22 protein-coding genes and 2 pseudogenes are annotated in these 23,323 nt (G+C 59.4%); 15 read left to right on the forward strand and 9 right to left on the reverse strand.

The window, feature by feature from the left end; genetic code table 11:
• Nucleotides 1–38 precede the first annotated feature (38 nt).
• The 5 genes from VXL81_RS17370 (at nt 39) to VXL81_RS17390 (ending at nt 4,803) form a co-directional block, all read left to right on the forward strand.
• Nucleotides 39–554, forward strand: coding sequence for an Lrp/AsnC family transcriptional regulator (locus VXL81_RS17370; RefSeq protein WP_416555393.1), 516 nt, complete (start codon nt 39–41; stop codon nt 552–554).
• Nucleotides 555–694: 140 nt separating this feature from the next.
• Complete coding sequence (locus VXL81_RS17375) at nt 695–1,834, forward strand: glycine cleavage T C-terminal barrel domain-containing protein (protein WP_416555395.1); 1,140 nt, start codon at nt 695–697, stop codon at nt 1,832–1,834.
• A 27-nt stretch (nt 1,835–1,861) separates the two neighbouring features.
• Nucleotides 1,862–2,311: an OsmC family protein gene (locus tag VXL81_RS17380; protein ID WP_416555397.1), complete on the forward strand. Its 450-nt coding sequence runs from the start codon at nt 1,862–1,864 to the stop codon at nt 2,309–2,311.
• A 20-nt stretch (nt 2,312–2,331) separates the two neighbouring features.
• Nucleotides 2,332–3,132: an enoyl-CoA hydratase gene (locus VXL81_RS17385; RefSeq protein ID WP_416555399.1), complete on the forward strand. Its 801-nt coding sequence runs from the start codon at nt 2,332–2,334 to the stop codon at nt 3,130–3,132.
• Between the two features lie 3 nt (nt 3,133–3,135).
• On the forward strand, nt 3,136–4,803 hold the full coding sequence (locus VXL81_RS17390) for an acyl-CoA synthetase (protein ID WP_416555401.1): 1,668 nt from the start codon (nt 3,136–3,138) through the stop codon (nt 4,801–4,803).
• Between the two features lie 22 nt (nt 4,804–4,825).
• On the opposite strand, the gene VXL81_RS17395 is transcribed toward VXL81_RS17390, so the two are convergent.
• The 4 genes from VXL81_RS17395 to VXL81_RS17410 are packed head-to-tail and all read right to left on the reverse strand — an operon-like array spanning nt 4,826 to nt 6,964.
• On the reverse strand, nt 4,826–5,680 hold the full coding sequence (locus tag VXL81_RS17395; protein ID WP_416555403.1) for a fumarylacetoacetate hydrolase family protein: 855 nt from the start codon (nt 5,678–5,680) through the stop codon (nt 4,826–4,828).
• A 37-nt stretch (nt 5,681–5,717) separates the two neighbouring features.
• Complete coding sequence (locus tag VXL81_RS17400; RefSeq protein ID WP_416555405.1) at nt 5,718–6,164, reverse strand: ThuA domain-containing protein; 447 nt, start codon at nt 6,162–6,164, stop codon at nt 5,718–5,720.
• Between the two features lie 12 nt (nt 6,165–6,176).
• Nucleotides 6,177–6,644 carry an NAD-binding protein gene (locus tag VXL81_RS17405; protein ID WP_416555407.1) on the reverse strand — a complete coding sequence of 156 codons (468 nt, stop codon included), beginning with the start codon at nt 6,642–6,644 and terminating at the stop codon, nt 6,177–6,179.
• Nucleotides 6,590–6,964, reverse strand: coding sequence for an NAD(P)-binding domain-containing protein (locus VXL81_RS17410; protein ID WP_416555457.1), 375 nt, complete (start codon nt 6,962–6,964; stop codon nt 6,590–6,592). Before VXL81_RS17410 ends, VXL81_RS17405 begins: the two co-directional genes overlap by 55 nt.
• Here VXL81_RS17410 and VXL81_RS17415 point away from each other — a divergent pair.
• Nucleotides 6,922–7,119, forward strand: a pseudogene (locus VXL81_RS17415) (M24 family metallopeptidase); the annotation flags it as partial. The gene VXL81_RS17410 and the pseudogene VXL81_RS17415 overlap by 43 nt on opposite strands.
• An 88-nt stretch (nt 7,120–7,207) precedes the next feature.
• Nucleotides 7,208–7,423, forward strand: coding sequence for a hypothetical protein (locus VXL81_RS17420; RefSeq protein ID WP_416555409.1), 216 nt, complete (start codon nt 7,208–7,210; stop codon nt 7,421–7,423).
• 32 nt (nt 7,424–7,455) lie between these two features.
• On the opposite strand, the pseudogene VXL81_RS17425 reads toward VXL81_RS17420, so the two are convergent.
• Together VXL81_RS17425 and VXL81_RS17430 are read right to left on the reverse strand one after the other, a co-directional pair.
• Nucleotides 7,456–8,009, reverse strand: a pseudogene (locus VXL81_RS17425) (IS5 family transposase); the annotation flags it as partial.
• A gap of 95 nt (nt 8,010–8,104) precedes the next feature.
• Nucleotides 8,105–8,524, reverse strand: a complete 420-nt coding sequence (locus tag VXL81_RS17430) for a DUF4345 domain-containing protein (RefSeq protein WP_416542116.1) — start codon at nt 8,522–8,524, stop codon at nt 8,105–8,107.
• Nucleotides 8,525–8,648: 124 nt separating this feature from the next.
• Here VXL81_RS17430 and VXL81_RS17435 point away from each other — a divergent pair, with 124 nt between their 5' ends.
• The gene (locus VXL81_RS17435) at nt 8,649–9,245 is read left to right on the forward strand and encodes a TetR/AcrR family transcriptional regulator (protein ID WP_416542115.1); all 597 of its coding nucleotides are present in this window, start codon (nt 8,649–8,651) and stop codon (nt 9,243–9,245) included.
• A 205-nt stretch (nt 9,246–9,450) separates the two neighbouring features.
• On the opposite strand, the gene VXL81_RS17440 is transcribed toward VXL81_RS17435, so the two are convergent.
• Nucleotides 9,451–10,617: an MFS transporter gene (locus VXL81_RS17440; RefSeq protein ID WP_416542114.1), complete on the reverse strand. Its 1,167-nt coding sequence runs from the start codon at nt 10,615–10,617 to the stop codon at nt 9,451–9,453.
• A gap of 113 nt (nt 10,618–10,730) precedes the next feature.
• Between VXL81_RS17440 and VXL81_RS17445 the strand changes: the two genes are divergently transcribed.
• The gene (locus VXL81_RS17445; RefSeq protein WP_416555411.1) at nt 10,731–12,041 is read left to right on the forward strand and encodes a PLP-dependent aminotransferase family protein; all 1,311 of its coding nucleotides are present in this window, start codon (nt 10,731–10,733) and stop codon (nt 12,039–12,041) included.
• A gap of 302 nt (nt 12,042–12,343) precedes the next feature.
• Here VXL81_RS17445 and VXL81_RS17450 read toward each other — a convergent pair whose 3' ends face one another.
• Entirely contained in the window at nt 12,344–15,421 is a 3,078-nt protein-coding gene (locus VXL81_RS17450; protein WP_416555413.1) for a VCBS domain-containing protein, read from the reverse strand.
• A gap of 264 nt (nt 15,422–15,685) precedes the next feature.
• Here VXL81_RS17450 and VXL81_RS17455 point away from each other — a divergent pair, with 264 nt between their 5' ends.
• Together VXL81_RS17455 and VXL81_RS17460 are read left to right on the forward strand one after the other, a co-directional pair.
• Nucleotides 15,686–16,984 carry an MFS transporter gene (locus tag VXL81_RS17455; protein WP_416555415.1) on the forward strand — a complete coding sequence of 433 codons (1,299 nt, stop codon included), beginning with the start codon at nt 15,686–15,688 and terminating at the stop codon, nt 16,982–16,984.
• Nucleotides 16,981–18,660 (forward strand): sensor histidine kinase, encoded by a 1,680-nt coding sequence (locus tag VXL81_RS17460; RefSeq protein WP_416555417.1) that lies wholly within the window; start codon nt 16,981–16,983, stop codon nt 18,658–18,660. Before VXL81_RS17455 ends, VXL81_RS17460 begins: the two co-directional genes overlap by 4 nt.
• Here the strand turns inward: VXL81_RS17460 and VXL81_RS17465 are convergent.
• Nucleotides 18,630–19,280 carry a response regulator transcription factor gene (locus VXL81_RS17465; protein WP_416555419.1) on the reverse strand — a complete coding sequence of 217 codons (651 nt, stop codon included), beginning with the start codon at nt 19,278–19,280 and terminating at the stop codon, nt 18,630–18,632. The genes VXL81_RS17460 and VXL81_RS17465 overlap by 31 nt on opposite strands.
• 400 nt (nt 19,281–19,680) lie before the next feature.
• Here VXL81_RS17465 and VXL81_RS17470 point away from each other — a divergent pair, with 400 nt between their 5' ends.
• The 4 genes from VXL81_RS17470 to tpiA all read left to right on the forward strand — a co-directional run bounded on the left by VXL81_RS17470 (nt 19,681) and on the right by tpiA (nt 23,133).
• Nucleotides 19,681–20,043 carry an SUF system Fe-S cluster assembly protein gene (locus VXL81_RS17470; RefSeq protein ID WP_340545951.1) on the forward strand — a complete coding sequence of 121 codons (363 nt, stop codon included), beginning with the start codon at nt 19,681–19,683 and terminating at the stop codon, nt 20,041–20,043.
• A 384-nt stretch (nt 20,044–20,427) separates the two neighbouring features.
• The gene (locus VXL81_RS17475) at nt 20,428–21,699 is read left to right on the forward strand and encodes a glycerophosphodiester phosphodiesterase family protein (protein ID WP_416555421.1); all 1,272 of its coding nucleotides are present in this window, start codon (nt 20,428–20,430) and stop codon (nt 21,697–21,699) included.
• 69 nt (nt 21,700–21,768) lie between these two features.
• A complete protein-coding gene (locus VXL81_RS17480) occupies nt 21,769–22,128 on the forward strand; it encodes a HesB/IscA family protein (RefSeq protein WP_340545952.1) in 360 nt (119 codons plus the stop codon).
• A 252-nt stretch (nt 22,129–22,380) separates the two neighbouring features.
• Nucleotides 22,381–23,133: a triose-phosphate isomerase gene (gene tpiA, locus VXL81_RS17485; RefSeq protein WP_340545953.1), complete on the forward strand. Its 753-nt coding sequence runs from the start codon at nt 22,381–22,383 to the stop codon at nt 23,131–23,133.
• Nucleotides 23,134–23,323 lie beyond the last annotated feature (190 nt).

The raw sequence follows: 23,323 nt of genomic DNA on the forward strand, positions 1-23,323 counted from the left end.
ATATGACCGTGCTTCCACACAAAGAAAGACCAGAGCGAATGAAGAGACTTGCCCTTGATGCAGCAGACATCCGCATTCTCAGCGCGCTCCAGCAGCATGGGCAGTTGAGCAAGGCCAAGCTGGCAGAGCTGAGCGGTCTTTCCGCGACCCCCTGCTGGGCGCGGCTGACCCGGTTGAAAGCGGGCGGATACATTCGCGGCTATCATGCCGATATCGCGCTGGAGCGGCTCGCAGATTTCGCGCAGGTGATTGTGACGGTTTCCCTCAGCCGTCATCGAAAGGCTGATTTTGAGCGCTTTGAAGCTTTTCTCAACAGCCGGGATGAGATCATTGATTGCATCGCCACCGGTGGTGGGGTCGATTACATCATGAAGATCATCAGCCCCAGCCTCGCCGCGTTTCAAGACCTGATGGAAGATTTCCATGCCGAAAACCTCGGCATTGACCGCTACATGACCCATTTTGCCACGCGCCAAGTGAAATCAGCTTTGCCGAACCTCTCGAAATTGGCCGCTGCAAATCCGAAATTGCCGCTCTGGCCCAATCGGTCCTGATATGGCCCCCCAAACGGCCTGAATGGTCTGAGAAGTGATAATCTTCGGACCACTTTTGCCGCCTCTCCTGGACTACATCTCGCAAAGGTTTTGACAGTCTCCGATCAAAGCGGTCGGGGACAAAACGGGAGGTAGTTCCAATGCAAGCAGATGATTTCGGTTTCGGCACACAGATCCGCAAGTCGCCCTATTTTGACGCGACATTGCGTTGGGGCGCGCAGGGGTTCTCCGTCTACAACCACATGTATATCCCGCGCGATTTCGGTGATCCTGAGCAGAACTTCTGGAACCTCGTGAATGACGCGATACTCTGTGATGTGGCCGTTGAACGGCAGGTGGAAATCACCGGGCCGGATGCTGCCAAATTCACCCAGATGCTGACCTGTCGTGATCTGTCCAAGATGGCCGTGGGCCAGTGCAAATACATCCTCATCACCAACGCCGATGGCGGCATTCTGAACGATCCGGTCCTGCTGCGTCTTGCCGAGAACCATTTCTGGATCTCTCTTGCTGATAGCGACATTCTTCTTTGGGCGCAGGGGGTTGCGGTCAACTCTGGCCTTGATGTCACGATTGGTGAGCCGGATGTCTCGCCGCTGCAATTGCAAGGCCCCAAATCCGGCGAGATCATGCGCGCGCTGTTTGGCGACGGGATCATGGACCTGCGCTACTACTGGCTGCGCGAAGTCGAGCTGAACGGCATCCCGCTGATCGTGTCCCGCACCGGCTGGTCCAGCGAGCTGGGCTATGAAATCTACCTGCGCGACGGTTCCAAAGGCGATCTGCTGTGGGAAACCATTATGGCAGCCGGTCTGGAATTTGGCCTCAAGCCCGGCCACACATCCTCCATCCGCCGCATCGAAGGTGGGATGTTGTCGTATCACGCGGATGCCGACATGGGCACCAACCCCTTTGAGCTTGGGTTTGACCGGTTGGTGAACCTCGACATGGAGGCTGATTTCATCGGCAAGGCCGCGTTGCGCCGTATCAGGGACGAAGGTGTCAGCCGTAAGCAGATCGGCCTGATCATCGACGGCGATCCTCTTGCGGGTCCCAACACGACATTCTGGGACATCAATTCGGGTGGCGAAGCAATCGGCAAGGTCACCTCTGCGGTTTATTCCCCGCGTTTGGAGCAGAACATCGCCTTGGCCATGGTGTCAGCGGAACACGCCAACATCGGTGCACAGGTTGAGGTCGTCACGAAATCCGGCCCCGTCCGCGCAACAATCTGCGAGCGCCCGTTCTATGATCCCAAAAAACAGATCGCTGCCGCTTAACGTCCTGCTACATGAAAGAATACCGAAATGTCAGATCTCGCGATTGAGCTGCACTGGCAGCGCGCAGCGCCCGTACTGCAAACCGGTGCCTATTCGAACGAGCACACCGTGCAATACAACAACCGCTATGACCTGCTGGTCGATTCCGCCCCCGATTGGGGCGGAAACCCGGAGAACACAAACCCCGAACAGGCCCTCGCCTCGGCGCTGTCGAGCTGCCATATGATGACCTTTCTTGCGCTGGCCGCAAAGGCGGGCTGGCCGGTGGCCAGCTACCACGATTATGCCGAGGCCCATCTGGGCAAGAACCCCAAGGGCCAGATGTCGGTAACGCGGATTGATCTGCATCCGGTGGTGCGTTTTGACACCGGCTTTTCAGTCAGTGACAAACAGCTCGCGCAGATGCAGGACCGCGCGCATCGCTACTGCTTTATCGCGAACACCTTGGCCGACAGTGTTGAAATCAACATTCTGTAGCACTCAGAAGGAATAGCCCTGTGACCACATCTGACATCCTGCTGCGCGATCTGGACGAAAACGGCATACTGCGCCTGACCCTGAATGACGTGCGTCGGCGCAATGCCTTGTCCGAGGCGATGCTGGCGGAACTCGGTGCTGCGTTTGCAGCCGCCGGGACCGATCCAAATGTGCGGGTCATTGTCCTGGCGGCCAATGGCCCTGCGTTTTGTGCAGGCCATGACCTCAAGGAAATGACCGCTGGGCGTTTGAACCGAGATGGTGGTAAAGCCTATTTTGCCCATGTCATGGCGATGTGCGCAGGCGTGATGCAAGGCATCGTGAATTGCCCCAAACCCGTCATCGCTGAGGTCACAGGCATCGCAACGGCCGCAGGCTGCCAGCTGGTCGCAAGCTGTGATCTGGCCATTGCAGCGGACACGGCGCAATTCAGCACACCGGGTGTTCACATCGGGTTGTTCTGCTCGACCCCGATGGTGGCGCTGTCGCGCAATGTGGCGGACAAACACGCGATGGAAATGCTGCTGACCGGTGACATAACCTCAGCCGCGCGGGCCGCCGAAATCGGCCTTGTGAACCGCGTCGCGGCACCTGACGCGTTGCAAACGGTAACGATGGAGTTGGCGCGCAAGATTGCGTCAAAATCCAGCATGACGCTGGCAACCGGCAAACGCGCCTATTACGCGCAACGCGAAATGACGCTGGCGGATGCCTACGATTACGCCTCGGGTGTGATGGTCGACAACATGCTGGCGCAAGACGCCGAAGAAGGCATTGGTGCCTTCATCGAAAAGCGCGCGCCCCAATGGCAGGACGCCTGAGCCATGACCGCAAACCCTTACAACACCGATCTGGACCGCAACCCGGCAAACTATCAGCCACTGACGCCGCTGACATTTCTGGAACGCGCGGCCTCGGTCTTTCCTGATCACACTGCGATCGTGCATGGCCCGTTGCGGCGCACTTATGCGGCGTTTTATGCGCGATCACGTCAGTTGGCCTGTGCTTTGGCAGAGCAAGGCATCGGGCGCGGTGACACCGTGTCGGCCCTGCTGGCCAATACGCCCGCAATGCTGGAATGCCATTACGGTGTTCCCATGTGTGGCGGGGTCCTGCATTCCGTGAACACCCGGCTAGATGCCTCGGTGATGGCGTTTCAGCTGGACCATGCCATGTGCAAAATCGTCATCGTAGACCGCGAATTCATGCCCTTGATGCAGGATGCGCTGGCGCTGGCAACAGTGCGCCCGCTTGTCATCCAATACGACGACGCTGAATTCTGCGGACCCGTTACCGAGGCAGATGCGCAGGATTACGAGGCCTTCCTGTCGACGGGCGATCCTGAATTCGACTGGCTGATGCCGCTGGATGAATGGGACGCGATTTCGATCAACTACACATCGGGGACGACAGGTGATCCAAAGGGTGTGGTTTCGCACCACCGGGGGGCCTATCTGCTGGCGCAGGGCAATGCGCTGACGACGTCGATGGCGAAACATGCGGTCTATCTGTGGACGCTGCCAATGTTCCACTGCAATGGCTGGTGTTTCCCATGGACGCTGTCGGCGATCATCGGCACCCATGTCTGCCTGCGTCAGGTGCGGGCAGGACCAATCTGGGCCGCTTTGGCAGATGAGCACGTCACCCACCTGTGCGGCGCGCCCATTGTCATGTCGCTGATGATCTCGGCCCCCGAGGCCGAAAAGCGCCAACTTGCTCATACCGTGCAATTCTTTACCGCCGCCGCCCCGCCGCCGGAGAAGCTGCTGGCGGATATGAAAACCTCAGGCTTTGATGTCACGCATCTCTATGGGCTGACTGAAACCTACGGCCCTGCCGTGGTGAATGACTGGCATCAGGACTGGTCCGATCTGCCGCCCGCCGAACAGGCCCGGCTGAAATCGCGCCAAGGCGTGCGCTATCTGCCGCTGGAAGGATTGGATGTGCTGGACCCGGACACCATGCTGCCCGTGCCGCGCGACGGGACAACCATGGGCGAGGTGATGTTTCGCGGCAACGTCGTCATGAAGGGTTATTTCCGCAATCCCACAGCCACCCAAGAGGCCTTTGCAGGCGGCTGGTTCCATTCCGGCGATCTCGGCGTGCGGCACGCGGACGGCTATATTCAGCTGAAGGATCGCTCCAAGGATATCATCATTTCGGGCGGCGAGAATATTTCGTCCATTGAGGTGGAAGAAGCGCTTTATCGTCACCCCGCCGTCGCGATTGCTGCCGTGGTGGCCATGCCGCACGAAAAATGGGGCGAAACGCCCTGTGCTTTTGTGGAACTGGCTACAGGTGAACATGTGGATGCCGCCACACTGCGCGCATGGTGCAAGGACCAGCTTGCGCCCTACAAGGTGCCCGGACAGTTCGTGTTCATGCCGATCCCGCGCACGTCAACCGGCAAGATCCAGAAATTCATCTTGCGCGATCAGGCCCAGAAGATCGCGGAAAACGCACATGCAGATCAGGTGACACCGGCTCAGTAAGCCGGTGTCAATTGCGATCCTGTCAGGCTGGCAAAACCTTTGATCGTTGCTCGCCCAATCCGTCGATACCCAAGGTCACAACCTCTCCGCCGCGCAGATACCGCTGCGGGGATTGACCCATCCCCACGCCCGGAGGCGTGCCGGTTGAAATGACATCCCCCGACTGCAGGCTCATGAACTGGCTGCAATAGGACACGAGGTGCGGGATCTTGAAGATCAATGTCGCGGTTGATCCTGTCTGCATGCGTTTGCCATCCACATCCAGCCACATCCCCATGTTGTCCATGTCTGCGATCTCATCAACTGTGACGAGCCAAGGCCCTGTTGGCCCAAAGGTATCGCAGCCTTTGCCCTTGTCCCACGTGCCTGCCCGATTGAGCTGAAAATCGCGCTCTGACACATCGTTGATCACACAAAACCCTGCGACATGGTCCATCGCGTTGGCCTCGTCGATATAAGAGCCCGGTTCGCCGATCACGACGCCCAATTCGACCTCCCAATCGGTTTTGACCGAACCGCGCGGGACCTGAATGTCATCATTCGGGCCGACCACCGCAGAGGTCCATTTGTTGAAGATGATGGGTTCTTCGGGGATCGGCATCCCCGCCTCTTCGGCGTGATCGGCGTAGTTCAGGCCGATGCAGACAAATTTGCCGATATTCCCGACACAGGCCCCAAGGCGCAGATCGCCCTGTGGTGTGCCGTCAACGAGCGGCAGCGTTTCCGGGTCCAGCCCGTGCAGCGCCTTCAGGCCAGCGGGGCGCAATGTCTCACCAGAGATATCCGGGACCACGCCCGACAGATCGCGCACGCGGCCTGACGCATCCAGAAGTCCGGGTTTTTCTGCGCCGGGCGCGCCGTAGCGGAGAAGCTTCATATCGTGTCCTCATAATTATGACTTGAATATCGTGTCATCAGGCAGCGCCACGTGCCGCCCACAGGGCCCCACGGCGGATGATCTCGGTGACTTGCGGCACCTTCAGGTCGTCCAACTCGTGGCCGATTGAGCAATAGAAGACGCGGCCCATGTCCCAGCGGCGTTTCCAGACAACCGGGATCACGGTGCTTTCGATCCACCACAGATGATCGCCCGAAAACGTCGTGGTCGCCAGGACCTTGTTCGATGGATCGACGAGCATATGGTATTGCTCGGTCGTCAGGCGGAAACTCTTGATGTCTTGCACAATCGGATCGTCGGGTTTGCAGATGGTCACATCGGAATCAATATGGTCTTCGCGCGGCTGCAGGTTGTCCGGCCATCCGGGGGAATGAGCCACAAACTGACCGCCGATCAGGAAATGATAGGTCGGGCGATCGCGGAACGCATCCCCCATATGCCTGTGCCAACCAGCCGCCAACAAACAGCGCCGCTTTCATGGTGTATCCTTTCGCATGTAGGTCGATATCGACGCCATATCGCGGGCGCCATAACCTGCCTTTTCCGCCTCGATCAATTTGGCCAGTGTGGTTCGGCCTTGCGGCATCGCAGTGCCACGTCGATCTGCAAGCTGTGCCGTCACCTCCATGTCTTTGCGGGCCAGTGCCACGGTAAAGGTGACATCGTGATCTGCCTCGTTCAGATAGAGCGGACGCCGGTATTTGAGCATTGGCGCACAGGCCGCAGAGGCCACGATCACATCGAATGCCTGCTCAGACGTGATGCCGGAGGCTTCGGCCAGGGTCATCGTTTCGGCAAGCGTCTGAATAATCCCGTGGATCAGCGAATTCACCGCCAGTTTCATCACAGCCCCTGCCCCGGACTGACTGAGATAGATGGTTTGTCGGCTCACCGCATTGAATACGGTCGCAAGATCAGCATCTTCGTCACGGCAGTCGGCCATGACCAGCAGATCTGCACTTGCAGCAGCTTGTGTCGCCCGGAGACCGGCGCATCAATCACCCGGATATTCTCTTGCGCCGTTGCGACCAGATCGGCGATGTGGTCAGGGCTCATCGTGCCCATTTCCACCAAGGTCGCGCTGCCTGTCGAGGCAAACAATCCGTCGCCGCCGAGATGCACTGCATAAGAGGCCGCGCCATCGGCCAACATCGTCACAACGATGTCAGCACGCGCCGCCAGATCCGCAGGGGTCTGCACTGCCAGACAGCCTTCGGATTTTGATCCGACCCGGCGATCAGGCCTTCTTTGATATCCTGCAATCCTATCAGGGGTATCGCACCTGCTACTACCGCAGGTTCAACGTCGGCCGCGCGACCCCATGGCAGAATGACGCCTATGTGAAGGCGCGCGAATGGATTGATGCCTCCATCGCGATGATCAAACCCGGCGTATCCACCGACAAGGTGGTCGAGGTTTGACCAACAGCCCAGGAACTCGGCTTTGCGAATGAAGATCAGGGCGTTGGGCACCAGGGCTGCCGCTGTATGCGCCGACTTTTCCCATATGGATCAAGCCGGGGCCGAGGACGTGATAGGCTTTGCCGCCGGCGCGGTGCTGGTGGCCCTGCTGCTGGTCGCCACCCCCGCAGGCAGCATCACCCTGCCGGTGCTGCTGCTGATCTACGCCACCCTCTCGCTGATCGCCTGGCTGGTCTTGCGCCACTTCTTCAAGGGCCCCAAAGGCCAGGTGAAACACTTCGACCACGATATCAACGATTGAACAAAGCCCCGTCCGGTCTGCACTGGGCGGGGATCCCCGAGCAGCCAATCGACATTTGGGAGACCACTGAGCAGCGCCCGCGCGCCGATGTAGTCGCACCTGACCGTCGGTAACGAACAGATCGAGCGGGTGCCCTGGCTGTCGCAGATGGCATGCAGCTTGGTGTTCATTCTACACTTGGTTCGCCCCCTCTCTGGACATTGCTGCGCAATGCCCTGCCGGGCAAGGGATCAGGCGGCCGCACCTCCCTTCGTCGGGGAATTGATCCACTGGATCAGTTCCTTATCCTCCATAGTTCGCGGCCATGCTGGTCGCTGTGCGGTGGGTTTTTAGATACGTCGCGTCAATCATCACGGCCTGTTCTTCGCCGTGCCCGGCGGCCAGCCCCGCCATCATCCGCGCGAAGATGCCTTCTCGCTCCAGCGCGTTCAGCGGCTGTAGAGAGACTTATGCGGGCCGTACTCCCGAGGAGCATCGCACCAGCGCAACCCATCGCGATTGATAAAGATACTCCGCTCAACACACGTCGGCCATCAACGCGGGGCTCGCCGTGGAACTTGGGAAAGAAGGGCTCAAAGCGCGCCATATGCGCATCCGTCAGCCAAAAAAATCAGACAATTCACCGCTCCGTTTTCGGAACCGTGAATCACGCGTTGCAGCAGAAACCTTCTGATCCTGTCCCTAGGCCTCTCGTTTGGCAGACACCATCAGCCACCATGCAAGTAGCGGAAAACCAGCAAGCTCGAAGGCGAACGAAGGGGCAATGGCAGCGCTGAATACCCCGCCGGTGTCCATGGCGCTTAGTCGGAACAGGCCCGCAACTGCGATCATCGCCGACAGAATGATCAAGGTTGGGCGAAGCTGGCGCATTGCAAAACCTCCGATCATGAACACAGCACCGACGCCAAACCAGACACCACCAATAAATCGTATGTGACTATCTTGAGCATGGAATGCTGCCGCATCGGTGATCGAAACGAAATCACGTGTCGATTGCCATCCCAGTGTCTTTATCCCGCCAAGGCCGACGTTCAAACCTAGGAGGACGATGACGGCACCAATGATCACGACGACCGCGTTCAGTAGTTTGATCTTCTTCATTTCATGTCTCCTAGAGGTTGGCGCTGAGGCTGAATAATAATTGGTACGCGTTCCATATTAATGAAAACTTGACATTGCAAGATTTATTTGGGACGCGTTCCAGATTAAATTGGAGTGTCCAACCATGGCTAGACGCGCTGGCAGACCTCGCCGAAGCGAGACCGATATCCTTGGATTCCAGGCAAAAATTGGGAAGCACGCGCTTGAGATTTACCAAGCAGAAGGCTTCGAAGCGATTTCAATCCGGCGTCTGGCGAAGGAGGTTGGATGCGCGCCGATGACGATCTATGCGCATTTCGAGGGCAAGACAGATATCCTGCGATACCTTTGGGCGGACGTCCTATCGGACATGTCAGATGAAATCCGGAAGACGCTAACGGATATCGCTGCTCCAAGTGAGCGGTTGCAGTCGGCGGCACAAACCTTTGTCGCCTATTGGACCAATCATCCCGATCATTTTCGACTTGTCTTTATGTCCAACGACGTGAACCGCGCGGATGTCAGTACCTTCGTGAGCGATGAGAAGACCCTGGCACATTTCGCAGTCTTTTCAGATTTGATCCGAGAGGTTCTTCCGGACGCAGCCGATGTTCAAGTGAGGACCGACACGCTCATATCGGGAATGATCGGCATTGCTCTTTGCATGAACACTATCCCTGATTACCCTTGGGTCGATGCACCACTGATGACCGAACGTTTATTAAAAAGCGTCGTTGCATAAGCCGATAGGCAGTTTCGGAATGAGACAGACTTCCATGCGATCAGCAGCATTAGAACAGTGGGCCGATAGCATACTTGAGGCGATGCGGCGCCGAGAGACCAGACCAAGCTTGTCCCAGGCCAACCGTGATAGGCTCAGGCCCGCCGAGATCACCCAATACCGCACCTTAGACGGACCGTGGCTTTCAAAACTAGCGGTTGCGCTGCTACCCAGCTTTGACAGCGGCGCAGGACGGGACGGGTCGCCGTTGCCATAGCATCACGATGATCGCTGTCACCACGATCTGAACAGATGCGAAAACGATCATGGCCGACAGCAGGCCGAGCCTGTCCGCCAGTGCGCCGCTGGCAATCACAGGCAGCGAGAAGCCGAAATAGGCATAAACGAAGAGACCCGCCGTCGCCCGCGCCCGATCATCCGGCGCATGCAACGAGACCTCTGCCAGAGCGGCGAGATAGGTAAAGCCATAGCTGGCCGCACTGGTGATGCAGGTGCCGATCAGAACAAATGCCAGAACCTTCAGCCAGACACCGGCCAGAAGAACGAGAAAGCCGAGCGGGATCAGGACAAACCCGAGGGCGAGCGCCCGTTCGTTGGTCATGCGGCGGGCAATCGGCTGGCACAGAAAGCCCACGAAGATCGCAAGAAAGATGACAAGGCCCGTCCAGCCGCCAAGGTCGTTCGCGGCAAGTTCCAGCGGAACAACCGCAATGGTCATGCCTGTCGTGGACCAGGCCAGCGCCATCGCGGCCCCGAAAACCCAAACGCCAGCCGGGAACACCGGCAGGCGCAGAACCGATACCGGCTTGGGCGTATCGACCCGCGGCAATGCAAGGACAAGGACCGCAAGCACCGGTGCTGCCACAAACAGCGCGATATAGCTCGCAGGCAGCAAACTTGGCCCCTGCACACCAAGGCTGATACCGGTCGCCAGAGCGCCACCACCAAAGCCGAGCGATGTTGCGGAGGTGACAATCAGAGCGGCGCTCCTTGCGCGCTCCGCGCCGCGAATTTCCGTCATATAGGCGGTTCCGGCAGTCGTCGCGAGACCTGTCCCGATCCCGAGCAGGAAGCGCGCGATGACCAGGCTTGTCCAGCTTGGCACCTGCACCAGCAGCGCGGTTGCGACGACTCCGAAGATCAGCGCCAGTGCAATCGGAACCCGGCGACCGATCCGATCCGATAGCCCGCCCACCAGCAGCAGCGTCGGCATGAGACCTCCGACATAGGCCGCGAACGCGACCGTCACTGCCGTCGCCCCAACGTCGCTTTCGGCGGCATAAACATCATAGAGCGGAGCCTGAAGGTTCACGGCGAATGTCACCGTGAACAAGCCAAAGGCAAGAAGCGAAATCGGGATAAGTTTGGACATGGGGTGGACCTTGAAGGTTGACTTCAGATCGGAATGCCATGAGCCTTTAAATATGACAATTTTTCTATTGTACTAATTACAGTGAAGAGATGAGGAAATCCAGATACATACGCTTGGCCGACATGCTCTCGGCAGTGATCCGGCAGGGCAAGCTTGCCCCGGGCACCAAACTCCCGACACATCGGGCGTTTGCGGAGCAGTTCAACGTCGCCCTCGCCACGGCGACGCGCGCCTACGGGGAGCTTGAACGCCGCGGGCTGATTGTCGGCGAGGCTGGTCGCGGCACCTATGTGCGCGACCTTGACCTGCCGACGACGCTTGGTGTTCGACAGACCGTCAGCGATGGTCTCGTCGACCTCGTCTTCAACATGCCGGGTGACGCAGCCGATGCAGATATGCTGCGTGCTGGCCTTCGGCGGCTTGCGACCACGGGTGATCTTGAGGCGATGCTGCGCTACCAGCCCCATGGCGGACGCACCCACGAACGCCGGATCATCGCCGAAAATCTCACATCAACGCTTGGTCCCATTGATCCCGAATGCCTGTTGGTCACCTCCGGTGGCCAGCATGGATTGGCCATCATCGCCCTTGGGCTATTTCAACGCGGTGACGCCATCGCCACCGACACGCTGACCTACCCCGGCTTCAAATCCATCGCGACATTGCAGGGGATTGACCTCATCCCGGTGGACGGGCGGGACGGCGTGATGAACCCGGATGATCTGGACAGACAGTGCCGCGACCGAAAGATCCGGGCAATCTATCTGATGCCCACCGTCCATAATCCCCTGGGCGCAGTCATGGACGAACCAACGCGCCACCGTCTGATCGGCGTCGCGCGCAAACATGATCTTCTGGTGATCGAGGACGCTGCATACGCCTTTCTGGAGCCGGACCCGCCGCCGAGCCTCATCTCGCTTGCGCCGGAGCGTACCGTTCATGTGGGCGGCTTCTCCAAGAGCCTCGCCACGGGGCTACGCCTGGGATACGTGATCGCCCCTGCAAACCACTGCGACAGACTGCTTGAAGCGATCCGGGCGACGACATGGAACACCCCGGCGCTGATTTCCGGTCTGGTCACGGGCTGGGTGGAAGATGGCACGCTGGTGGCTTCGGAGGAAAACCGCAGACGGGATGGCGCTGAGCGCCAGCAGCTCTGCCGGACCGCGTTGGGTGGCGCGCGCATCCTGTCGCACCCGAATGCAGGTTTTGCCTGGCTGCCGTTGGAGAAGGGTGTCCGCGCCGAGCCTATCGTCACACGTCTGAAAGAACACGGCATCTCGGCATCGGGAGCAGACCCCTTTGCGACAACCGTTGCTGTGCCACAGGCATTGCGGCTCGCTTTCGGTGGCATTTCAAAGAGTGAGTTGAGGGAGGTTTTCCAGACCGTCCGAAAAGCCGTCGAGGAAACTTCGATAGCCTAGGGAAGCTCCGGCACCGGCTGTCGAGCGAATACCGCGAACTGACGTTTGCCGCCGGTTCATCTTTGGTGCCGCTTGCTGACGGCACATCCGGCAAAGGGGGGAATGAGCATTGGCAGCCGTGTCATGCCAAACGTCCAACACTCCGCATCCCCCGAAAGGCAGGGCTTCAGACACGGGCGGCCTCATCGGCCAGAAACGCCCCCTGACACCAGACACGTATGGCGAATGGACAGTTGCAACCGCAAACCGTGCGAAAGCAGGCACCTTGATGTGGTGCCTGCTTCGATTGCTGTACTGGTCCCCTAGGCAAACAGGATGTCATCTGATCCCAAAATGGTGATCGTCACAGTTTCCGTGTCCAGACCGCCATCGCCGTCATCGACCGTGTAGGCGAAGCTGTCTGTGGCCGTCTCCCCGCTGTTCAGGTGTTCGAACATGCCGTCTGCGGAATAGGTGAACGTCCCGTCGCCGTTGTTGATGACGTTGCCAAGGGTGCCGCTGTCGTCGATCGTGAACACAAAGGTATCGCTGTCAGGATCGGTGACATCCGCCGCAACCGTAACCGAGGGGCTTGGGCCATTCAGGGTTGAGCTGAAAGAAGCGCCGTCGACACGCAGATCATCCGTCCGCAAAAACTCGTAGTTCAGCGGGCCGACCGAAATCTGGGCATCCACCGTGACACCGCCTCCAAGATCCAGGCCTGAGATGTCCAGCTCGATGCTGTCGATGTTCTGATTGGTGTCGGCAAACAAAATCCACTGAGGGTTCGACAGGTCGACATCGCCGTTGCCCCCGTTGATGACCCAATCGGTCGAGGCGATTGTCTGTCCCGTCCCATCCACGAACACCTCGCCCGCGAATGCCCAGCCGGTGCTATTGGGGTTGGGCTGGACGATCACGCCGTTGCCCTCGCTGAGATACTGCGCGGCGATCTGATCAAAGGTGAAATTCGCGCCCCCGTCGCGCTGGATAGACGCCGCCGTGCCCGTGTCGAAATCGTAGACATAGAAACGCCCGATATTGGGGATCGTTTGGGCCCCGACGCTGTCGGAACTGGCGACCTGCGGATCTTCGCCAACCGTGCCGGTCACCGCTTGTGCCACCGGGGCGTCGTTTGTGCCGTTCACTGTGAACGACAGGGTTTGCGTGTCAGAGCCGCCGTTGCCGTCCTGCACGGTCACGTCATACTCGATCATCAGCGTCTCGCCCGCGGCCAGATAGGCCGCATCCACCGCGCCTATGTCAAAAGCCCAGTCCACGGAGCCGGACGCTTGCGCTGCGGTGCTGTTCACGCTGAGCTCGATCAGGGCCAGCGCCTGCGCCGAGGTCAGCCCGCCTGCATCGCCCACAAAGCGCACCGCATCAATCTCTGCCGTGTGCTCATCCGTGACATCGACATCGTTGAATTCAATCGTGCCCTGACGGGTGATCTCCATATCGTAGTCAAGGCCGACAAAGTAATTGGTCTCGTTGTCACCATCACTCGCCAGGAACAGCTTGAGACCCAAAGACGGATCAATCGCGTTGGTTTGATCCGGTGTTGAGGACGCCGGGTCAAAGCCATCGAACGTGCCAATCAGCGCACCCGAACTGCTGAACACCGAGATGACATCGCTGAGACCGTCGAGGACGATTTCGAGGCTAAAGGTATTCTGCTGCCCGCCGCTCAGATTGAGTAGGTTCAGCTCAATCGCACCATCCTGTAGCGAGTCTCCCGGCTGCGAGTCCGTCTTGAGTTCGCCGTTATACAGGCGTCCCGCCCTGCTGTTGACAGAGAAATACGACACCTGGCCGACACCATCGGTGAGACCAAAAAAGACGTCCTGATCGCCGCCTGTCCGTGCGACTTCACCCTGAACAGTCACGACGACCTTGTCGCTGGCCTCCAGCGCGCCTTGCTCGACAATATCAAAAACGGTGTGTGGCGCACGCCTGTCTTCGGTGTTGATATTCACCCGCATCGCATCCTGACCGCCGACCGTCTGGATCGAAGCCGTGCCGCTTGTGGGATCAAAGGCCTCGATGAAATCTTGCGCGTCAAAGCTGCCGGATGTGGTAAAGCCCGCGCCGATCTCTTCCACCAGATCAGAGTTTGCGACATTGATGATCGGCGCGTCGTTCTGGCCGGTGATGGTGACAGTGACCGTCTCAGTGGAAGTGCCGCCATTGCCATCATCCACAGTGTAGGCGAAGCTGTCGGTTGCTGTTTCTCCAACCGCGAGACTGTCAAACGCGCCGCTGGGGTCATAGCCAAACGTGCCATCGCCGTTGTCGGTGACCGCGCCAAGCGTGCCTGTGGTGTCGACGCTGAACGTGTGGCTGTCAGCGGCATCGACATCTGTGAAGTCCGCCGCAATGGTGATGGCAGGGCCGTCTTCGTCGGCAGTATCGGTTACCGCCATGGCAACCGGCGCGTCGTTCTGGCCGGTGACGGTGATCGTCACGGTTTCGGTCGCAGTGCCGCCATTGCCATCATCCACAGTGTAGGTAAAGCTGTCGGTTGCTGTCTCTCCAACCGCGAGGCTGTCAAACGCGCCGCTGGGGTCATAGCCAAACGTGCCATCGCCGTTGTCGGTGACCGTTCCCAGCGTAGCACTCGTGTCGATGCTGAATGTGTGGGTGTCGGTGGCATCCACGTCCGAGTAATCAGCCGAAACGGTGACGGCCGGGCCGTCTTCGTCAACGGTCGCAGACACGGCCATGGCTACAGGGCCGTCGTTTTGTCCTTCGATCACGATATCATAGGTGACAGTTGTGATATTGCCTTCGTCATCCGATATCACCAGCGTCACGGTTTCGGTTGTGCTCTCGCCCGCGCCGAGACTGTCGTAGGCGGTCCCGGGATCAAAGGACAGGCTTGCACCGCCGCCGACCCCGATTTGGCTGGTCTGGCTGGCTCCACTGTCCTGCGCGGTCAATGTCCCGCCGCCGGTAACACTTGCCGATACCAGTTCCACCGATGTCCCGTCCAGGTCGTAGTAATCCACCTGGAACTGCAGCGCGTCACCCTCTGACGTGCTCAAACCATTATCGCGCAGGATCACCAGAGGCGCGTTGTCGCCCGCCAGATCAAATGTGAAATCGTCGAATTGCAGCACTTCAAAACTGTGCAGAAAATCGCAGCCGTCCTCGCCCTGGACATAGGTCCAGGGTCCACGGCCAAAACCTGAAACCTGATAGTCCAGCACAGAACCGGAAAAAACCGCAGTGTCCCGTCCCTTGCCACCAAACATGACATCGTTGCCGCCGCCGCCTTCTACAGTGTCGTCACCTCGTCCGGTATAGATACGGTCACGGTACTCGGAACCGGTGACCTCATCGTTTCCCCGGCGCGTCCAGATGAATTGTCCACGGGATGCGTCCGACGCATCTACTTCCATATCAGTATTTCTCAGATAACCACGACCGCGATATCCCATGGTGATACTCCGTTATTGTCATTGGACAGCTTTCGGGCCCCATCCCCTAGCCTTCCTGCGACCTCTGATCCGGGACCAGAAACACGCAAAAACAAGCTAATTTTTAATAAGTTAAGGATGGGAGCGACAATCACCCGAACGGGTGATTTTTATGGGCGAAACAGAAAGTTATTCCATTGGAAACAGTAATGCGTTCAAAATAACCCAAATGAGTTGGGGGAGATAATGAGAACCACCAATCGGGTTATGAGCGGCTGGCAGCTTTTCTGTTTCAGCGTTCTCAGCGCACCATTGGCCATGGTCAGCTTCGCAATCGTGAGCTTTGCGCCAACCTTTTACGCAATAGACATGGGGTTGGGGCTGGCGGTTGTAGGGGCCGTGTTTATGTTTGGTCGCTTGTTTGACGTGTTCACGGACCCGCTGATTGGTGCGCTGAGCGATCGGACCTTCGGCGCACGCGGCCCCCGAGTACCGTGGATGCTGTTTTCTTTCCCCGGGGTTTTGCTGTTTGCCTGGTTGCTGCTCTCGCCCCCGGACGGGGTTGGTCCGGTGTATCTGTTCTGTGTGATCTCCGGCTATTTGCTTTTTGTGACCGCTTTTGATGTGCCTTACTCCAGCATTGGTTTGGAGATTTCTCCCAATGTGCACGAGCGCTCGGTGCTGGCTGGCACCAAGGCTGTGTTTCAAATCCTGGGCGCCCTGGCCGCGTCACTGGCGCCCGTGATCATTGGGGCGCAGATGGGTCTGTCGCTGCGCACATTGGCGCTGGCCTTTCTCATAACGATGCCCGTCGCAATGGCGTTTTTTCTGATCTGGGCGCCGCGACAGCAAAGCCGGGAGGCCCGGACCCGTTTAAGCCTGTGGACTGCGTGGCGTAACTGCTTGCAGGAGCGCGCGTTTCGCAGGCTGATGATTGCGTTCTTTGCCGTGCAGGCAGCCAACGCGATGACGGTCGGCCTATTGGTGCTGTTTGTCAGCCATGTTCTGAATGCACCTGCGGTGGTGGGTCAGATGTTCTTGCTGCTGCTGGTGGGCACGGCAGTCTTTGTGCCGCTGTGGATCTGGCTTTCCAGCATGATCGGCAAGCGCCGAACTTGGACAGTCGCGATCACGATTTGCGCCGGTGTCTTGTCGGGCTGCTACATGGTTGGCGCCGGCGACATCCTATTGATGCAGGTGATCTGTGTCGGCCTGGGGGCCTGCATGACCTGTGACGCGGTGATGCCAACGTCGATGCTTGCAGATATCGTCGCTCGGGATGAAGCCGACAGCGGCCACCCAAGAGCTGCCAGCTATTTGGCCCTGAAAAACGCGGCTTCCAAGATGGCCTTTGTTGCGCCAATGGGGATCGCTTTTCCGATCCTGGGTTTGGCCGGTTTCGACAAATCCGGCGTAAATGGCCCGGAGACCTTTGGCATCCTGCTATTCTTCTTTGCCGGGCTTCCCGCTGTGCTGCGGCTGGCGGTTGCAGGATATCTCTGGCGCCGGGTAGGTGATGTGACGGTCACAACCACCCCAGCATGAGCCAGGCCCTTGTTCCACCGACCGCGGCCGAAATACGGGCAGAAGAAGCCCGTATGTTGCGAGAGCGGGCCAGAGGTTCCGCCCGCTTTGCCTTTACTCTGATTGCCTTGATCGCCGTCAGCCTCGCCTCCGTGCATCTCTACCGCGAGGCGGTCCTATGGGCGGGCCTTGCTTCGATCATGGTGGTGATCACGGTTCTCTACGCGCGCGCTTGGCCTCAGGCAGAGGAGACCCCGGAACAGGTTGATCGGTACCTGATGGGCCACATCGCGATCTCAGCCTTTACCGGCCTGGTTTGGGGCATTTGCGCGATCCAGCTGGCCAGCCCGACATCTGAACTCCAGACTTTTATGGCGGGGCTGTTTCTGACATCAATCACCGCCGGTGGAGTCATGGCAGGAACCGTGTACCGGCCTGGCTACCTCGCCATTGCCATATGCTCACTCCTGCCGTTCGGCCTGTTTCTCTTGATCACAACAGATGGCGTGATCCGTATCTATGGCGGGTTCATCCTGTTCTATTTCAGCTTCTGTTTCGCCACCAATTTAACGGCCAGTCAAAAGACAAGGGATGCGCTCGCAGCCCAATTGGTCAGTCGGCAGGCTGAAAAGGCTTTGGAGCAATTTGCCGAAGCCGCCAGGCACCAACACGCGGCCAAACGTTCCCTGAAGGCAATTCAGCACGACATGACCCAGCCTCTATTGGCCCTGCGCAACTTCCTGGCCGAGATGGATCGCCAGGCCACTTCGCCGGAACAGGCGGTCTTGGTGCGTCAAATCCGCTTTGCATTGATCAGTCAGGAGGCGCTGGTCGAGGAGCTTTCGAATGTGGAGCAACCCGCATCAAGACTGACGCATACCGAAATCGACGTGGCAGATCTGCTGTCTCGGCTGGACGAAGAGTATCGCCCGCAATTTGCCGCACTAGGCTGTGATTTCGTAGTAAAAAATGATCTGGGGATCATCGAGAGTGACCGCCCCAAGCTGGAGCGTATCCTGCGAAATTTCCTGAGCAACGCAGTAAAATACGGGGCCTCCGGCGGATATGTGCAGCTGTCGGTTTTCGTGACCGGCGACGAGAGCTGGTGGCAGGTCACGGATCGGGGCAGAGGCATGACACAGGACCAGATTCAGGCGGTGCGCCAACGCGAAAACCTGCCCGCAACCCGCAATGGCCAGGGGTTGGGCCTGGGCATCGTACGGGAACTTGCCCAAGAGCTGGGCGGCACATTTGAGATCAAGTCCAGCACAACCACAGGCACGCAGGTGTCGCTGCGACTGTCACACCGGCCTGTCGAGGCCGCGCGCGATCAGGCCTTTGTCCTGGTTATTGGGCAGGATACCCTTCCGAACATGGGCGCATGGGCGGATCTGGTCTCGTCCTGGTACTGGAAATTTGCCCATGCGGACACCTGCCAAGGAGCGGCAGACGCGATCACGCTGCTGGGACAAGTCCCCGATCTGATTGTATTGGATCCCGTCGCCGGGCAATCGTTTTCCGAAAGCGAAATCAGTGACCTACAGCAATTCGCGCCGACGACCTATCTCCTGCGTGCCCCGGTCGGCGATGGGCACGGTCAAGACAGGAACGGGATCGAATTGCCGGACCGGGAAGTCAACTTGCGGCGCGCGCTGGAAAGCCGCCTTCAGAACAGCGCCAATTCGCGCGCCCTTTGAACCGCTGCGGCACGGTTGCCCACAGAGAGTTCCCTGAAGATCGTTTTGGCATGAGTTTTGACAGTGTTCTCGCTGATTGAAAGGGCGCCGGCGATGCTCTTGTTGGTGTGGCCTTCCGCCATCATCGACAATATGCGCTGCTGTTGCGGCCCGAGTTTCGGGCGGACGATCGTGTCCATTCCATTAGATTGGAACATCGTACGACGGGCGCCATTCTCAATAGATTTGGCCGGTAGCGGCCCCTCATCGACGGCAGCAAGGATGGCGTCCAGCAAAACCTGCTCTTCACACGATTTGTGGACAAAGCGAAACGCTCCGACCATCTGGGCATTGGTCCGTGTTTTCGCATCTTCCGACGCCGACAGAACGATCACCTGAACGCCAATATTGCGCGCGCGCAACGCGCCGATCAGCGCGATCCCGTTGAACGGCTTCATCGCCAGATCAGTGATGACCACATCCCAGGTTCGACCGCTGTCTATCTCTGCCAAAAAATCGGTGGCCGTCGTAAAACTCGTCACGTCCAGGTCCAAAGCGCTGCTCTCGAACACGTAGGAGAGTCCCTGCAAGAAAATCGCATGATCATCAATTATGGCGAGGCGGATCGAAGCAGTTTCCACTCATTATCCCCCTTTCAGTCATCTGTTTTTGGACCAATTTCTATTGAAAATCTTATTTGATGCAGAGAGCAATTCCATTGTTACGGAGTGCCGCATTTTTCTTCAGCAAGTGACCTTTTTAGAAGTTGAAGGACAACTCTCACCCTCGATCAGCGTTTTGCCCCACAATGAACGGCTGCCTTATTTGCAAAAAACAACCCCAATCGTGGCGCATGTGCAGCCTGGTCAGCCAGGCTCCCCGGTCCATGCCTGCATCGGGCCGGAACCCGCCCCGGCCCGCTCATCCCTCAGTTTCACCAAGCCTCCAATCTCGACCATCTCGTAGCTGCCACCGATCCGCCACTGGACCCCCGGCCCCGGCTTCCCTATATAAACAGTCAGGAAACGAACCGAGGCCCGAATGACCAACGCATCCGAACCGCTGGAAGGCACACCGCTGATCGCCCCCTCCTCTGTCAGCCACGAGCTGTACGAGCCTGTGGTGGACGCTTGCCGGTCCGTCTATGACCCCGAGATCCCGGTCAATATCTACGAGCTGGGCCTGATCTACACGATCGACATCTCTGCCGAGAATGACGTGAAGATCATCATGACCCTGACCGCCCCCGGCTGTCCCGTGGCCGGCGAGATGCCGGGCTGGATCGTGGATGCCGTCTCGCCGGTGCCCGGCGTCAAGAGCGTCGATGTCGAACTCACCTGGGAGCCGCCCTGGGGCATGGACATGATGTCCGATGAGGCCCGCCTCGAACTGGGCTTCATGTGAGCCCACGCAGGAACGATCTGGCCTGATCCTGCGCTCGCCCATCGTTGCGTCCGCACCGACCATCCGCAACGCGGCAGCGCTTCTGGCCTGCCGCGTTTGTCATATCCGCCGCGGGGCTGCACTCCCTGCCGCCCCTGCCGACCGCCCCGACGCCCGAGCTGACGCCCGAGCCGACGCCCCGTGGCCGTCCCGTGGCGCGATCATAACGCAGGATAAATGCGCCTCCCCCTGCCCGCCCCCTTGCCCCGAGGGCGCATCCCCCCGTAATATCGGCCTTATTATTGGCGGCACCTCAGCCGCAGCCGCCCGATCCTCCGCGACAGCTGCCCCGGCAGCGCGCAACACCACCCGCGGGCGCGCGCACCCAATTTGGAGTTCCATATTTTGCCCCGCATCTTCGCCTGCCCGACGTCGCTGATCGCACTTGCCCTTGCCGCACCGCTCCTGACCGGCCCTGCCCTGACCAGCCCCGCCCTCGCCGACACCGCGCCCGAGGCGATGAGCCTCAGCTACGGGCCGCGCCCCGCGTATCTGGTCGCAGCCCTGCCCGAAGGCCCGCTGAAAACGAAGCTGCAATCCTGCGCCGCACAGACCCCGCAAGCCACCGAGTTCTCCATCGCACACCGCGGCGCGCCACTGATGTTTCCCGAACACACGGTTGAGGGCAACCGCGCCGCCGCCTCCATGGGCGCCGGGATCCTGGAATGCGACGTGACCTTTACCAAAGACCTGGAACTGGTCTGCCGCCATTCGCAGAACGATCTGCACACCACCACCGATATCCTCACCAGCCCCCTCGCCGAGCACTGCACAAAGCCCTTTACCCCGGCCAGTGCCGACACCCCCGCCACCGCCGAATGCCGCACCAGCGATCTGACGCTGGCAGAGTTGATGACCCTGCAGCCAAAGATGGACAGCAGCGACGCCACCGCCACCAGCGCCAAGGCCTTTCAGGGCGGTCTGGCCCCCTGGCGCAGCAATCTGCATCAGGGCGAGGCAACACTGCTCAGCCATGCCGACAGCATCGCCCTGTTCCGCGAGCTGGGCGCCCGTTTCACGCCCGAACTAAAGGCGCCCGCCGTCGCCATGCCCTTCAACGGGATGACACAGGACGCCTATGCGCAGAAACTGATCGACGCCTATGTCGCCGCCGGCATCCCTGCGGCGGATGTCTGGGTGCAGAGCTTTGACCTCAGCGATATCAAATACTGGCTCACCCATACGCCGGAGTTCGGCCGTCAGGCGGTCTATCTCGACGACCGCTTTGCCCGCCATGACGCCGATGAAGGGCAGATTGATCCGATGGATCCCGCAACCTTCCGCCCCTCGATGCAGGAGCTGAAGCAGATGGGCCTCAATTACATCGCCCCACCGATCTGGATGCTGCTGACGCTTGATGGCGACCGGATCGTGCCCTCCGCCTATACACGGGCCGCGCAGGAGGCCGATCTGAACATCATCACCTGGACGCTGGAACGCTCCGGTCCGCTGACCAGCGGCGGCGGATGGTATTTCCAGTCGATCTCGGATGCGGTGACCTCGGATGCGGCCGTCTACCAGGTCCTTGATGTGCTGGCCCAGGATGTGGGGGTTGTCGGCGTATTCTCCGACTGGCCCGCAACAGTCACCTATTATGCCAATTGCATGGGGCTTTGACCCCTCCCCCCTTGAGCCTGCGCCATCGCCCCCCTAAATTGGAGGTAACGCGCGATAGTGGAGACAGAGATGTTCGGCATTCCCGGCAAACAAGCGGTGACCATCACCGACAAGGCAGCGGCCCAGATCGCCAAGCTGATGGACAAGGGCGGCCATTCCGGCCTGCGCATCGGCGTGAAAAAGGGCGGCTGCGCCGGCATGGAATACACGATGGAATATGTCGACACCCCCGATCCCAACGATGAGGTGGTCGAACAGGATGGCGCCCGTGTGCTGATTGCACCGATGGCGCAGATGTTCCTCTTCGGCACCGAAATCGACTATGAGGTCTCGCTGCTGGAGGCCGGGTTCAAGTTCAACAACCCCAATGTCTCCGAGGCTTGCGGCTGCGGGGAATCAATCAGCTTCAAGGATATGCCCGCAGGCTGACCTGCCAGCCCCGATGGACTGGGGCAGACGCAGATCACAACCCAGACGTGCAGCCTGAAAAAATAGACGCCCCATTGCCGTTTTTCGCAGCCTTGGCGCGCAACTTCGGTATTGTTCAACATGTGCAGGCCACAGGCTCCATGCGAACAGGCGAATTGTTCCCCAATCCGAACAATGCTAGGACAGGCCAAGCAGCAAGCTGTCCCCCGTCAGGGGCATGAAGGCAGCACCGATTTTGAGGGAGATACGCAGATGCGTCGCAAGATGGTCGCAGGCAACTGGAAAATGAACGGCACCGCAAGTGCGCTGACCGAGCTGGGCAATCTGGCCTATAGCTGCAAGTCGGCCAAAGCCGAAGTGGTGATTTGCCCCCCGGCAACGCTGCTCTACCGGGCAGCCAATGTCTGCGTCGACAGCAAGGTCGACATCGGCGCCCAGGATTGCCATAGCGCGACCTACGGTGCCCATACCGGCGACCTCAGCGCCGAGATGCTGCATGACGCCGGGGCGAGCGCGGTGATTCTCGGCCATTCCGAACGGCGCGCCAATCACGGCGAGACCGATGACATGGTCCGCGCCAAGGCCAGAACCGCCATTGCAGCGGGACTCACCGCCATCATCTGCGTCGGCGAAACGCAGGACCAGCGCGAGGCCGGCAAGACGCTGGAGGTGGTTCGCGCCCAGCTGGCAGGCTCGCTGCCGGACGACACCAGCGGCACGAGTGTGGTGGTCGCCTATGAACCGGTCTGGGCTATTGGCACCGGCAAAGTGCCCACGGTCGAACAGATCGCAGAGGTGCACAACGACCTGCGCGCAAGCCTCGTCAAACGCTTCGGCGGTGAAACCGCCAATGCCATCCGACTGCTCTACGGCGGCTCGGTAAAATCCAGCAATGCCAAGGAGATCTTCGCGGTGGCCCATGTCGATGGCGCGCTGGTCGGCGGCGCCAGCCTGAAGGCTGCGGATTTCGCCCCCATTGTCGCGGCTCTCGACGCCAGCGACTGAACGCGCCTGACGGCGCGGCCTCCGGCGGGAGTATTTGGGGAAAGATGACATCGCCCCGTGCCCGCTTTTCACCTTTCGCAAAATACTCTGGGGTGAATGCGCGCCAGCGCAGAGGGGCAAAGCCCCTGACATAACGCCAGGCAGAAAAAGGCCCGGGAACTGCTCCCGGGCCTTTTCATATGCGGGGGGA

The sequence above is a fragment of the Phaeobacter sp. JH204B genome, from assembly GCF_048055755.1.
GTDB lineage: Bacteria > Pseudomonadota > Alphaproteobacteria > Rhodobacterales > Rhodobacteraceae > Phaeobacter > Phaeobacter bryozoorum.